Here is a 15,483-nt window from a genome sequence, read left to right on the forward strand (position 1 = left end):
ATAAACATCCTTGCTAAATGGGATGGCTCAACCGCAAGTACAAAGAATTGATAGTAATGTCTGCTTGGGCATGACAGTTTTTTTATCATGTACAGAGCATCTATCCCTGGCAGAAGATCAAATATAAACCCATATTGTAAGAATTTTGACACACAGGGATCCAATTAGTTACAATAAGCACTCTTTTTGATCCAACACTTTTTAAAAAAAGGAAAGAAAACTTTAAAGGTCTGCTTATATGCCCCAAATACTCTATGATCACACTCGAATAAACGCCGCGGAATTGCTTCAACACTCTGATTTAATTAATAACATCCTTTCAAGAACTCTTCGTTATCCCAATGTAAAAAAATTAGCTGGTTCTAAATACAATAACGAAGATGTCTTTCGGGCAAAAACAGATAAAAAAAATCGTCTGATTTATACCTACATACTTCATAACGAGAACAAAACCTTGTTGATATTAGCCCTTAACGATCATAATTACGGGCAGGTTAAACGGCAACTTCGCAGTAAAAATCCAGGGAATATTAGGTTAATCACTATAGAAGAGGATCCCTATAAGGATGCACCAGAACCCACATCCGACAAGCTATCTGTGATTCCTGCTGTATCCTACAATAGATTAACCTTGGCTTTGGATAACTCCCAACAAAAAGCCATGTTGCAAAAAACACCATTAATACTGAATGGGCCACCGGGTGCGGGTAAAACGGTAATTTTGTACAATCTGATGCTCAAAATCCTTAATGCTTACTCGTTAAGTTTAAATTCTGATCTGAACACCGACACAGCAGAGCAGCCCGCCACAGCTCCAGTATTGTTCCTCTCCCAGTCCGAACATTTGATAAGCTCTTTAAAAGAACAACATCAAACCTGTCAATCTAAAGATACCTCTGGCGTTTTATTTACGACGTGGCAGTCATTGTTGATGCTCCATCATCCTGATTTAAAATTAATCGAGGATAATGAGTTTTCCCTTTGGTTAAAAGACAAACTTCCCAAAGAAGCCAGTGATGTCATTCAATATGAATTCAGTTTGATTGTTGCCCTGGGAACCAAAAGCTACATGAATCTTGGTAATCGACAATGTTATTACTCAAAAAATTCAGGCATGCAAAATAAATTAATTGATTTACTTGCACGTTGGCAACAGCATCTGAAGGAACATCAGCTTCTCGATCCAATGGTCACTAGATTAAATCTCCCCCAAAATCACCAATTCCTCAGTGTTTTTTGTGATGAGGCACAAAATCTGCCGCCCGTAGCACTGTGTGATTTAATCTTATCAGCAAAAGATCAGCGTTTTGTGGCCTGTCTCGACAGTGAGCAATGCCTGATTTCCTCTCCCTACATTCTCAGTTGCCTTAAAGAACTCATGCATCAACACTACGGTGCTTATTCAGAACAACCCTTACCTAAAACCTGGCGTTGCCGTCCCAAAGTAGCTGAAGTTGCCAATACCCTCATGCAAGTAAAATACACTTTAGATGGTGGAGGAAAACGGCGTAACTACCACAGCATTGAATCAATGCACTCCAGCGGAGGAATGGTAAGCTGGATAAATTCCTGTGGCATGGCAAAAATTCGTGAATTTGGCACATTAACAGGAACTGTTGTGATTGCCGAACATCTGGAATCCGGTGATAGGGAATTTATTAATAAACATTTAAATACCAATCATATTTTGACTGCCAAACAAGCTATTGGCCTTGATTTTGATCGAGTGATTTTATGGAAACCCTTTTCAGGAAATAAATGTTTTCATGAGTTGCTGCAAAAAATAAAAAAACCTGGCAACACCGAGTTAACCCTGGAGCAATGGAATACATTAAATGCCTTATACGTCTCAATTACTCGCTCTCAGTCCGATTTATTCGTCCACGAACCAAGTAAACGATGGATGGAGCTGGGAGAGCACTTTTTAGGTCAGTTGCCCCTGAATCAACTCAGTGCCTCAATACAAGAACAACACCCTGAAAATGAACAATTAAAATGGGAACACGTGATTGAACATCATTTAGCTGAAGGAAGAATAGCTGTCGCCAGAGAACTAATGCAATTTCACCTTAAGCTGGACTCGACGACCATTGAGGAAAAAATAAATACTCGGAAGAGTGTTTCGTCGTCAACTACTGTTTCTACTTCCACTTCAGGCGAAATCATTCCTAAAAAAAATGAGCTACCAAAAGAAGAGGCTCTGGACACAAATGCCTCGCCAGAAAAAACCAAATCATCATCAAAAAGAAAAAAGCACAATAAAAAAAATTCAGCAGCCCAAACTGAACAGTTATCTCCAAACAGGAATCAAATACCAAAAGACAAAAGCAGTATTCCTCATGAGAGCAGCATAGCCCTTAAACCGATTACTGCAGCTTTGAATTCGCCAAAGATATCCCCATGTGACGCTTACATCCATTCGCTATTAAATCAATTAAACGAAAAATCGATTATTAATCTTTTTAAGCACAAATCAGCAGCCAAACTTTTATTTCAACACCAACTCAAAGACGGGACTTGCTTGTTCACAAAACTCATCAATAACCCGACCTACAGAGATTTGATTTTTCAACTATTCAACAAACATTGGAGTGTCCTTTCCAAGGTGTTCACACCGGAAATCCTCTGTCAAACCAATCCCCCACAAGACATTCCATCCATTATGATCTTCGCATTACATCCAACGGGTCGTTTAATCCTGAACATGATATTAAACTGTCACAGCAATCGGGCTAAAGATATCAAACTCAGCACTTTAACTTATATTCCTAAATCGGATGCAATTGCTCATAATAATGCATCTACTTTCTATTGGCTCTTGGCTTATATTGATGGTCGAAAATTTGTAAACAAACTTTTAGATTTAAACCCTGAACTGGGAAAAAATCTTGATGATACATTTTTGAACTACTCGCCTGGACCAAAAACAACTGGTGCTGGGGAAATAATGGCACCAATATACTGGATTGCAAGTTCTACCATAGGATTGACCTTATTTACTAAATTATTAGCTCAAAATCCCAGATTAGGACAAACGATATCCGGAAAGAGTTTGTGTAGAAAACGCACTATCCCCAATAACATTGAAACCAATTCTTCAGCTTTATATTGGCTTACTTCATCAGCACTAGGACGAGAGGTATTGAATGTATTATTGGATCTCAACTCCCAATTGGCTCAACAAATAACAGCCAAAGCATTATGTCGACCACTTACTCCGCATGCAGAAATCAACGCTAATATTTCAGGACTATTCTGGTTATTTTCAACTTCTAGTGGTCGAGTAATTCTGGACCGATTATTGACTCTTAATCCCGATCTTGCCAAAGGAATCAGTGGGGAGGCTTTATGTAATCGACGAGCAGTCTCAATAGGTAACAACGCCCACCACTCCCCTTTATCCTATGCATCCAGCACTCCAGAAGGAATAGCATTAGTCAATAAATTATTAGACCTGAATTCTGAATTAGCTAAAGAAATTAGTGCGGAAAGTATTTGTTACATTCTGCAACAAAGAGAAGAAGATGACTCCAGTACATCCATTTTTTCTGTACTTGTCGGCTCTACAGCAGGTCGCCAATTACTCTTGAAATTAGTCGATGAAAACCCGGATTTAGCTAAGGGAATAACAGGAAACACTCTATGTGCTACGCTGAATTCAAACGCTCATTTTAATCCCAATACATCACCTCTATACTGGCTTTCCGGTAATATTGATGGTCGCTTGCTGCTCAAAAAATTATTAGACAATAACCCTCATCTTGCCAAAGAAATAAGAGCTAAAGAATTATGCCAGATTCTCAAGGAGCCAACTCAAGCTAAATTAGATACTTCCCCACTATTTTGGCTATGTGGACAAAAAGATGGCAGAGATATGTTAAAACGATTAATTGAAGTCAATCACGAATTAGCTCGAGCCATTACTGCCGAGGCTCTATGCCATTTTATCCGCTCTCCGGATGATCCAGACTATAACTCATCCCCATTATTCTGGCTCTCTGCTAACGTTGATGGAAGAGAATTACTGAATCAATTATTGGAGCTTAACCCCGATCTGGCCCTGTCCATTGACAGCACTGTTTTATTTCTTGAACGCCCATTAAACGCTACTGTCCCAATGCAAGGCACCTCATCTTTTTTCTGGTTATTAACCGATACAGAAGGTATACGTGCTCTCACGACGATATGCAAAACAAATCCATCTATAGCTCAATGCCTTAATAGAAAAATCCTGTGTACTCATCCCCCGTCAAATGTATCTTCATTCGCCAATATTTCACCTCTGTATTTATTTGCCAAGCACGGTAATGGGCAAATACTTTTTTACCAGATATTAAATGAAAATCCGACTTTGATACAAGCCATCACAGCCGATGACTTATCTCTGATGATCGCAACAGAAGATAATGGAGTCAGTGCTCTTTCTGCGTTGTATTGGTTGTCAACCACGGCAAACGGATGCACCATTTTACTTAAATTATTTGAAAAAAACCAAGCGCTTGCTCAAGGTATTACTGCACTCGCTTTATGTAACCAAAGAAATGCTGGTATTGGTAAATACGCCAAAACTTCCGCCTTATCCTGGCTATCTACCTCGGCTTTTGGCCACAAAATACTGAACATTATCCTGGAACAAAATCCATCAATTGCAAAAGAAATTACCGAAGAGCTCCTTTGTCAAGAATGCAGTGTATCTGTTCAAAACAACTGTAAGGCATCGCCCTTAAGTTTACTGATGAAATCGACAGATGGAGAGCAATTCCTTAATCAATTGGTTCGCAATAATCCTGACCTTGAGATTATTATCAAGAAGCAAAAATCCTTAAATGATGAGATAAAACCAGTCACTCCATTGTCCTTTTTTTCTCACCAGGATAAACAGATGAACAACACTCATTCTGATTTATACGAATCTCCATCGACTAACACCACATCGGGTATCACCTCTTGAAGAACGCTGAGCAGCAAGGATGCTATTAAAATAAAGCAAATCTGGTTCCGCTTGCCCTATGCCGGATATACCAGTTGATTCTGCTAATTTAAAGGCATCATTCTGCTCATGGATTGTTGTTCTTCGACCCCATTCTCTTCATGCTCAAGCACCACGGGTGTCGACCCGACATTACTCTGTTCGGGTATCGACACCGGTACAGAATGTGTCATTAATTGTCTGTTATTCGTTTTCTCCTGCAATAACTGCTTGCCCAGAACATCTTGTGCAAATCGCAAATATCCGGCTAAAAGACTAAATCGACCCAACTCTGAAGAATTCAAACATGCGGTAATGTAGTTAAAGCAAGCTTCTAATTCCCATGGCTTCTCGGCTTCTAACCTCGCAATAATGTTCTGAAGCAAAGTACATTTCTCAAATTCTTCTGCACTCATTGCATTTTTGCATGTTGTAAAAAACTGTAACAAGCATGATGGTGGATTATTTTTAAATTTGCTTTCTATTTCATCAATAGAATTCCAGGCTTTGATTGCTACTGAATCATTTTGTGCTAGCTGATCCATGATGTTTTTAATACGAAGACGATTAGTAAAAACCTCGCCAAATTGGGTAACGATATTATTCCAAAATATCATATTTACATTGTAGAGTTTATTAAGCAATCGGTTTTCAAGAATTAACTGTGCACGAACAGTACGCAAAATCCCTGAAAAAATACTGGTAAAATCAAAATCTGGAGCACTCAGTTCCAGATCAATATAATTTAACTCCTCTACTGTGGTCCAATGAGGATGACTTTCAAGTGTAGTTATCAATCGTCTTGCCAACTCACGTTCCTGTTCACTAAACAGATGCTGAATGTTTAAATCACAAAATGCATGAGGAAAAAAATCCGCCAAGTTGACAAAGGGAGTTTTGTTCCACAGCTCTACCCCAATGTTATTGCCCTGGTTCATAAGTCGTACAATTTTTCTTGAAGTATCGTCTAATGGATATTGGGCGATAATGTGTTGCCAAAATGTCTCTTTAAGTTCATTAAGCTGAGATGCAAACAAAGCATGCTTATTTTCTGACGTATGAATCTGTTGGCGTTGAAATGAAATCTCGAAATTAGGCTCTGGTTTCTTTCTGATTGCATTCTGCACATCATAAAGCAAATCGATTATGCTCCCATTTAATAGATATGCCAGTTTTTCAAGGATTTCTTTACCTGTTTTCGTAGTATTCAAATATTGAATGTCTCGGAAATCAGTCACTTTTTTCTGAAAAATATTCAGGAGTGATTGATCTTTTTCCGTTAGCTCTTTCAACTGGGCATCTTGAAATGAAAACAAATAACACTTTATCCCCGCGACAAGAAAACTTATTAATTTATCATCTCTTTCAAGCAAAAAATTGAGTGCAATATGTCTGGGTTCAACAAAAGGGCAGCAAAGCTGGCTTAAGAGGGATGAATAAGGTTGTTCTCCCACTTTACACAAGTGCTCGATAGTAATTAAATCACATAACTCCGGGTAGTATATAAATAGACTGATTAAATTTTGAGAATCCAGCCTCCCGTTAGATAACTCGTTGGCCAAGTATAATCCTGGATAAGCTTCGTTGCTTATGCGCTTCATAAACCCATCCCGGTGGGCTCTGCCTGAGGAACGTTTATCTGTCCGCATTCTTCTATTCTGTTGTGGTGAATGCCTGGTACTCTGAGTTGCAGGAATAGTTTTAACCTGTTGGGTCATCGTATCGGAGGCTTGAACGGATAACGAGAGGGGTTTCACAATCCTTGGTTTGTTTCTGCTACCTCTTTTTTCCCTATAGGAAGGATGCATTTCATCAGTTGTTCTGTCGGAGAAGAGACCCATGGTACTCACAGAAGCGGCACTTCCAGAGCTTGCCGAAGTAGATGAACTCGAAGCAACAGGCCCCTGAGTACTTAACATACTGGTGGCCATCAACCCTGACTCCTGGATAGAAGCAGAACATGGAGTCTTGGCTTGCTTTACAAACTCTTTGAATTCAATCGGAGTTTTCTTTAAGTACTGGATGTATATTTTCCTGGCAAGAGCGATTTCATTTTTGCTGATGAGTTTTCTAATTAAATCCAACCATTTCTCTTCAGAATAACTTTGTTTGTTAAGTTCTATTTTAAACTCATCAGCAGATTGCTCGGCAGATTTCATGGCATTGATTACATAACCGAATTTATGTTGATGAGGTTGTATAACTATAATTTGCTGCTGAGCACGCGTTGCTGCGGTAAAAAATCTATTTAATGGAGGGCCAAACTTAGGATTACCTACTCCATCAGCAGGACGATTTGTGGTAGAACTACTGGCTACATAAGAACTTTCTGGTTTACTTAGTATTTTATTAGCTTCTTCCAATGCTTTATCTTCAGCCATTCGGAATAAAACAACAACAGGAAATTGTAAGCCTTTAACCTGATCTACAGTATAGATTAAATCCGTTTTGAAAAAAATTCTTGCTTCTTCGATAAACTCAGGCAAAGTAATAATAATTAAATCACTACTGTGTGTTGCCTCCTGCAAAGCAGTCTGCACCGCTTCAGATACTCTATCAAACCAATGAACCGATCCTAAAGTGCTGTTTTGTTCCACAGTCATTGGTAATTTGACGTATTCAAGATTGTCCGCGCGGCCACCAATTAGTTTCAGACGCAAATCCAATATTCTATCCACTAAAGATTGAGCATTTGGAAACACTCTGTAGGAGCAGGGTAATTGAATGTGCTGTGCTTTGATACCAATCCTGTTGCCTAGTCGATATAAATGCTCGTGGATGAAAGGACCAGATGACTGACTGTCTTCCAAACTTTGATGAGAATCCCGGCAAAAATAGATCTGCAAGGCTGGACTTGTTAATCTGGTTATATCCTGAATTTGAGACTTTGAAAAATCCTGACTTTCATCGACAACGACCATGTCGAATACTTCATCTGATTTTAATCGATAAAAAGAAAGATCAATGTGATTAGTATGTTTCAAATAGGCGGCATAGTCTTGAAAGGCTTGATATAGCCAGGGACGATGTTCCTTTGTAAATAACGATTGATGTTTCTCACCCAGTCTCTCATAAGCTAACTGTGTATAGTTCTTCTCAGTGCCAAATTGGGTATCAACATAATCCGAGTATGCGGCTGTTGTTCTGAATTCTTGATATACATTCCTTGCATCCAAGACTTCTTGAGGCAGATGATGCATCTGTTTTTTATGTCTCTTTTGTTTTGACTTATTGTGCTTGCTGTTTTGATTTTTTAACAAGTGTTCTTTTGTGTTGCAATAACCGGCATACCATTTGGCAAAATGCTTTTGCCCAACAACTTTTTTAGACTCCGTAGCGGGATCCGATTCATGCACCAATTGTAAATAGGACTTAAAAACTACTCGGCCAGGAGGACTGTCCAGGGAAGCTGGTAAACTATTATATAAAGCCTCCATATGACTCACTAAAGCAGGAGAAGACGTTAAAAAAAGAATTTTATTTAATTCTGCCCTTGCATTGGTGATTAATGAAAGAGAGGCGCATGATTTTCCAGAGCCAGGTGGCCCTTCAATAACGGCTGGTCCTTTTGCAAATTTGGCGTGCTTTTGTGAACTGTTTAAAACGATAAATTCCTGATCATAGTACTCAACTGGGGTATACAGTCGCTTTTCCGTTAGATTAATATCCAAAGAGATTGGAAACTCATCGATGTCCATAAACTCTTCTTCAAAATCAACTATCGCTACCAAATCATTGTGATTCTTTTCTAAAAATTGATTTAACGTTGCTGGATTATTTAAAAATTTTGAATTTTTATAATCATGATTGGGAAGCTCTTCCAGAAAAATCAGACATTTCTTTTGATTGATAACCCGAGATGTAAATAATAATCGACCACTGTAGCTGGTACTAAGGCTAAAGACTCTATGATGACGCATTTTTTTCAGCGATAAACCAGCACCCTGGAGTTCGCCATTTTTTAATTGATTAATAACCTCTACATATTTATCGGCGATGGCTTCATCAATGATAAGACCATCCCAATAAAAAATTTCGGTAGTCATCAGCTGGATTCTCAAAAATTCACGGATGACTAAAATACGGTATCAATATTAAGCGATACTTAAGCAAGGCACTTAATTTTCAATACCGACTATATAAAATCCTAATCAAGTGCATATAAAATGGCCTTATAATCAGACAATCAGTTTGATGATCTATTGAAGCATCCAGGAAATTATTCCTTAATCAATCGTCTGACTACTTCCTGATCGGAAAATACCCGTTTTTCTGAACCTATTTGTTGATAGGCTTCATGGCCTTTGCCAGCAATAAGAATGATATCGTCCTTTTCTGCGCCCTGTAATGCATGTGCAATGGCTTCTTCGCGGTTAATCAATTTGATAACCGAAGCAGACGATGGAATTCCCTGTGCAACCTCTTCAATGATTACAGATGGATCTTCACTTCTGGGATTGTCACTGGTAATAACAATTTTATCCGCATAACGACTGGCCGCTTTTCCCATAACTGGTCGTTTTGATTTATCCCTGTCTCCCCCACAACCAAATATGACCCACAGCCGCCCTTTTTTTAATTGATTTAACGTCGTGAGTACGTTTTCCAGAGCATCAGGAGTATGGGCATAATCCACTAGAACGTACGGAGAATTTGCCACGATTTCCATACGTCCAGGTGCTGCGTTTAACCGGGACATAACTTGGGCGACGTTGTCCGCTGCGTAACCGCTTGCCATTAAACTGCTAAACACAGCCAAACTGTTATAAATATTAAACTGTCCGAGGGCATTAATATTCAATTCATGCATTCCCCAGGGAGAATGCACTTCTATTACTGTACCGTTCAGATCACTATGCCATTTCACTGCTTTAACATCACAAGAAGAACCCATGCCGTAGGTAGTTTTTTTAACATGCGGCATGATGGAACGGCTCATTAAATCCTGGTACTCATCATCTTGATTTATGATAGCCCATTGCAACTCTTCTCTGGCAAACAGCATAGCCTTTGCTTCGCCATATGCCTGCATGGTGTGATGATAATCCAAATGATCCAGGGTCAAATTGGTAAACAATGCCTGATTAAAATCAATACTATCCACACGATGCTGACTTAAAGCATGGGATGATACTTCCATAGACACTTGCTTTATTCCCTGTTGTTGATATTGGAATAATAATTTTTGCAAGCACAAGGCATCAGGAGTGGTATTGTCCAAGGGTTTGAGCTCGTGCACCGTTCCTTGACCTATAGTGCCAATATAAGCTGATTTTTGCCCAAGCAATTCATGTGCTTGAGCCAATTGATAGGCTATTGTCGTTTTACCATTAGTGCCAGTAACTCCAGTAACGGTTAATGATTTACCAGGTTCCTGATAAAATCGTTTGGCAATCGGTGCTAATTGAGCCGCTAAATGAGGTACAGGCACACAAGGTACTGATACAGGCAATTTAAAGGTAGCGGGCAGATTATCTGGATCATAGACTACGGCAACAGCTCCTGACTGAACTGCTTTATCAATATATAGACGACCATCCGACGCGGATCCAGGATATGCAATGAACAAATCCCCTTTCTGAATTAATCGGCTGTCATTCTTAATATCGTTCAGTTCACAGTTGCTTATTTCCTGCTGCATCCAGGGTTTTAATAATTGATTAAGTTCCATGAGCCTGCGCCTCATTCTGATAAATAGTCAAATTTAGAATAACCTGAGCATATGGAAATCTTCTACACATAATCCCGTACAAACGGCTCAAGCTGCCCAAACATCGTTTCGCGTGAACAGACAGCCTACATTATCCAACCGGATCATCAGTAGGCACATTAAATAAACGCAATGCCCCGGACATCACTTTAGCAAACAACGGAGCTGCGACTGCTGCGGCATAATAGCCCTTTCTTGTCGGCTCATGAATAATAACCACCACAACAAATTTGGGCTTGGATACAGGAGCTATACCCATAAAACTGGCGGTATATTTTCTGTCTTTATAACCATTTTTTCCGGCAATACGAGCGGTTCCGGTTTTTCCTGCAACCCTGTAACCTGGTACCCGTGCACTCTTTCCTGTACCACCTGTACCTAAAACAGCCTCCATCATGAGAAGCACTTGCTCAGCGGTCTTAGGCTTTATCACCTGCACTCCGGGTGTTGGTGTATCATTATGTATTAAAGTAACGGGAATTAATTGTCCCTTGTTAGCAAAGATTAAACTTGCTTTCGCTAGCTGAAGAGCAGTAACAGAAAGACCATATCCAAACCCCAGGGTTGCCAAAACAAAGGGATTGGCGTCTTTGGCTTTTACGATTGAACCTTCACTTTCACCGGGATAAGCACTTTCAGTTCTTTGCCCAAATCCACTGCGTTGTAATAATCCAATCAATTGCTCTGGGGGACTGGCCAATACCATTTTAGTCACCCCGACATTACTGGAGTGTTGCAATACTCCGGTTACATCCAATACACCATAATTATGAATATCACGAACAGTGCGCCCATGCACACTCATCCAGCTTGGATTGGTATCAATAATAGTATCAGGTGTAAAAAGCCCAGTTTCCAGTGCGCTGGCGATACTGAACGGCTTAATTACCGAGCCCGGCTCAAAAGTATCGGTTAAGGCTCTGTTTCTGTAAGTGTCCTTATCATAACGGCCACGAGAGTTAGGATTATAGGATGGGACATTAGCCATAGCCAAAATTTCACCATTTTCAGTATCTAGTACCACTACAGAACCCGATTTGGCTGCAAATTCCTCAACAGTTTTGTGCAATTCACTGTATGCCAGATATTGTAATCGTCTATCAATACTCAAGGATAATTCATGACCAGGGCGCGGTTCTTTTAACACCCCTAACTCTTCTATGACACGACCCAGGCGATCTTTAATAACTCTTTTCTTGCCTACAATGCCCATCAACCAATCCTGATAGGCCAGTTCTATTCCCTCCAGTCCCTGATCATCAACATTAGTAAATCCTAATAACTGGGACATACTATCGGAATCTGGATAATAGCGCTTAAATTCCTTTTGGAAGTTAACTCCAGGAATTTTTAGCGCTTCAATTTTTTTTGAAAGAGGAGGCGGTAATTGCCTCTGTAAATAGAGAAACTCTCGATTTTGAGCATCGACCACTTTTCTGCTTAAGGCTTTAGGACTAAAATTCAAGTATTTTGCCAACTGCATGAACTGCTCTTTGTCGGGAGAAAATTCTTTAGGATTAACCCATACAGATTCAACCGGTGTGCTAACTGCAAGAGGAGTACCGTTTCTGTCAGTAATCATTCCTCGATACGCGGGTATATCAACTACCCTCAAACTTCGGGCATTACCCTGTCCTTGTAAAAATTGCCTGTGTAAAACAGTCAGATCGACCATTCGCCAAATCAGGATAAGCAGGAGTACAGAAAAAAAAACAGCAACAGTAATCAGTCGAGCTAAATGATGTGTTTTTTTCATAAGTGACTACTCAAAAAAAGTATTTTGAAGCACAAATACATCCATATTGCGCGTTTTGTTATTGAGTAGGGAGTGTACATGAAGCCTTAAAATATTTCGAGGTGATTTTTCTCTTAATCTTAAGCTCATGTACGTACTCAGCTCTTCTTCACCATGAAGTGCGGTGTTCATTGCGCATGTAAAAAATAGGTGTTTTTGGGGTTTGGCAGAGTCATGCCCAGTTTTTCTATTGCCAACTCTTCAACTCGAGCAGGAGTTGCCAGACTGGCTTGCTCTAACAACAACTGCCCCCATTGTAATTGGAAAAAATGAGTTTGTTGTTCTTCCTGTTCTACCTGACTGAGCGTTGATCTATACGAGTTCGTACTATAAATCACTGCCAAGGCACTCACTAACACGGCAGCTAACAATACCATCAGCATATATATTGATTTAGACATGTGAATATCTGCCCATTGACCATTGAATAAATTACCTTGATTTATTACTTTAGCTGCAGCATTCATGCTAGTTTCTCCCCTATCCTAAGCACCGCACTTCTTGATCTGATATTGTCTTTTAATTCATTTTCTTGTGGCATTATGGCTTTACCTACGCGTTTAAATCCTGTCTTAAGTTGCTCGTATTTTACAGGTACTTCAGGCGGAGGCCTGTGCCCCTGTTCTTTATCTCTCATAAACTGCTTTACTATACGGTCCTCGAGCGAGTGGAAGCTGATCACAGCCAATCGCCCGCCGGGAGCCAGAACATCCAGACACTGTTCCAGACAACTGATCAGATCGTCCAGCTCCTGGTTTACATGAATACGAATCGCTTGAAATACTCGAGTCGCAGGATGTTTGTGCTTTTCCCATTTTGGATTTGCTTCTTTTACTATCTCTGCCAATTGCAAAGTCGTTGTAATGGGTTTAATTTTTCTCGCCTCAAGAATTGCCCGGGCAATTCTTCCTGCAAAACGTTCTTCGCCATACAACCTGAAGATTGAAGCCATCTCATCGACTTCAGCTTCATTAACAAATTTAGCCGCGCTTACTGCTTGAGTGATGTCCATACGCATGTCTAATGGACCTTGTTGCATAAAACTGAATCCTCGCTCAGGATTATCGAGCTGTGGAGAAGACACCCCCAAATCAAGCAATATGCCATTAACTGAGCCAAGCACTCCAGCTTCTGCGGCAAAATCCTTGATTCTTGCAAATGACCCGTGAAAGATATGAAAGCGTTTGTCCAAACCAAAATGATCTTTTGCATATTGAATTGCATCGGGATCTTTATCTATGGCAAACAGCCTTCCCTTATCATTTAAATGATTTAATAATTCCTGACTATGCCCCCCACGACCAAATGTTCCATCAAAATAGATTCCGTCAGCTTTAATAGCCAGACCGTTGATGGATTCGTGTAGTAATACTGATTGATGCGCTGCCATTTAGGTTTCCATTACAAAGAAAACGTTTTCATTTCATCAGGTAATCCATCGGTTCCGGAAGCTTCATCAGCCAGCCATTGTTCGCGTTTGGATTCCCAAAGTTCTTTATTCCATACTTCAAATTTATTACCCTGGCCTATCATCACTACGTCTTTTTCCAATTTTGCATAATTTCTCAAAACTGTAGGCAACAGCACACGGCCATTAGCATCGACTTCAACATCAGTAGCATGACCAATTAGCAAACGCTGTATCCTTCGAGCAGCCGCATTAAAACTTGGTAGTTTTTGCAAATTATCTTCAATCACCTGCCATTGAGCCGCAGTGTAAAGAAGCAAACACGTTTCTTCAGTATCAATAGTCACCACCAAAGGAATTTTGTCCTCTGCACCCAAAGCACTTCTGTAACGAGTTGGGATTGCCAACCGTCCTTTAGTGTCTATGGTGATGCTATTTATTCCACGAAACATGATTTAGTCCCAGGTGGTGGAATACAACTACTCCACATTTTTCCACTTTTTTATTATTTTACCCCACTTTTATACACTATAGAAACACATTTCTTCACCAGTCAAGCCGAAAACCCACTTTTTGATATATTTATTTGATATTTTAATAAACAAAAGCCGGTGATGTTCAAATTTATATGTGAAAGATAAAAATGAGAGCACAAATTAAAGTCAAAAGGAGATTGAATCAAACAAGAGTTGCTGTCGCAATCTTTATATCTCCCTATCCCTCTCCTCCACACTTCGTGTGAAGGGGAATGATAGGTTAAACAACAGGATCCTGTTTGCAAGTAGGCAAGTGCAATCTGAACAGGAAAGAATCCTTACATCAATCAAAAAGCTATACATTCATCAAAGATGCCAATCGAATCCCCTGAAGCACTAAATCAGGAACCAGATGATCATACAAATCCTGTTTATCAAATAATGAGGCAAAACCTCCTGTAGCGAGTACTAATGCTTTTTTTCCAGCAAAGGATTCCTGATTAATTCGGTGTATTAACTCTTTGCAAGCACCTAAAACACCGTAATACACTCCAGACTGAATGCTTTCGATGGTAGAACGACCAACGACACTTTCAGTTTTAATAATTTCAACTGAAGGTAATTTGGCGGTATTATTTGATAACGCATCAACAGATAATCGAACTCCTGGCAAAATAGCTCCCCCCAGATAAGCTTTTTGGGCGGTAATGACACAAAAAGTAGTTGCTGTGCCAAAATCGATCACGATAATATTTTGATTAGGATAAATGTTGGTTGCTGAAATTGCATTGGCAATCCTGTCCGCACCTACCTCTATTGGATTGCGGTATTTGATATTCAAACCTGTTTTAACCCCTGCTTGTAAAAAAAAGGGTTCTGATGAGAAATATTTGACACAAGCTGCTCGCAATGAGTAATCTAATTGAGGAACTACGGAACAAATGCCAATTTGTTTAATTCTGTCTGGAGAACAATTATTTTCACGCAGAACACTTTTTAAAAAGATCCCCAACTCATCGGAAGTGCTCACTTTAGAGGTATGTCGAAAACGAAGCTTTATCTCGTCGCCATCAAAAACTCCACCATATATGTGAGAATTTCCAACATCAATACATAAAATCATTA

At 39.7% G+C, this 15,483-nt stretch carries 8 protein-coding genes; 1 reads left to right on the forward strand and 7 read right to left on the reverse strand.

Going from position 1 to position 15,483, the window contains the following annotated elements:
- Positions 1–238 precede the first annotated feature (238 nt).
- A complete protein-coding gene (locus ELY21_RS11235; RefSeq protein ID WP_127109558.1) occupies positions 239–4,951 on the forward strand; it encodes a hypothetical protein in 4,713 nt (1,570 codons plus the stop codon).
- An 83-nt stretch (positions 4,952–5,034) separates the two neighbouring features.
- Here ELY21_RS11235 and ELY21_RS11240 read toward each other — a convergent pair whose 3' ends face one another.
- The 7 genes from ELY21_RS11240 to ELY21_RS11270 all read right to left on the reverse strand — a co-directional run bounded on the left by ELY21_RS11240 (position 5,035) and on the right by ELY21_RS11270 (position 15,481).
- Positions 5,035–9,015: a hypothetical protein gene (locus tag ELY21_RS11240; protein ID WP_127109560.1), complete on the reverse strand. Its 3,981-nt coding sequence runs from the start codon at positions 9,013–9,015 to the stop codon at positions 5,035–5,037.
- Positions 9,016–9,188: 173 nt separating this feature from the next.
- Positions 9,189–10,640, reverse strand: coding sequence for a UDP-N-acetylmuramoyl-L-alanyl-D-glutamate--2,6-diaminopimelate ligase (locus ELY21_RS11245; protein WP_127109562.1), 1,452 nt, complete (start codon positions 10,638–10,640; stop codon positions 9,189–9,191).
- 130 nt (positions 10,641–10,770) lie between these two features.
- Positions 10,771–12,435 (reverse strand): penicillin-binding protein 2, encoded by a 1,665-nt coding sequence (locus ELY21_RS11250; protein ID WP_127109564.1) that lies wholly within the window; start codon positions 12,433–12,435, stop codon positions 10,771–10,773.
- Between the two features lie 167 nt (positions 12,436–12,602).
- A complete protein-coding gene (gene ftsL, locus ELY21_RS11255; protein ID WP_028384219.1) occupies positions 12,603–12,941 on the reverse strand; it encodes a cell division protein FtsL in 339 nt (112 codons plus the stop codon).
- The gene (gene rsmH / locus ELY21_RS11260; RefSeq protein ID WP_028384220.1) at positions 12,938–13,864 is read right to left on the reverse strand and encodes a 16S rRNA (cytosine(1402)-N(4))-methyltransferase RsmH; all 927 of its coding nucleotides are present in this window, start codon (positions 13,862–13,864) and stop codon (positions 12,938–12,940) included. The genes ftsL and rsmH overlap by 4 nt, the downstream gene beginning before the upstream one ends.
- An 11-nt stretch (positions 13,865–13,875) precedes the next feature.
- Complete coding sequence (mraZ, locus tag ELY21_RS11265; RefSeq protein WP_127109566.1) at positions 13,876–14,334, reverse strand: division/cell wall cluster transcriptional repressor MraZ; 459 nt, start codon at positions 14,332–14,334, stop codon at positions 13,876–13,878.
- Between the two features lie 379 nt (positions 14,335–14,713).
- Entirely contained in the window at positions 14,714–15,481 is a 768-nt protein-coding gene (locus ELY21_RS11270; protein WP_127109568.1) for a type III pantothenate kinase, read from the reverse strand.
- Positions 15,482–15,483 lie beyond the last annotated feature (2 nt).

It is taken from the genome of Legionella sp. km535, from assembly GCF_003990085.1.
Lineage (GTDB): Bacteria > Pseudomonadota > Gammaproteobacteria > Legionellales > Legionellaceae > Legionella > Legionella moravica.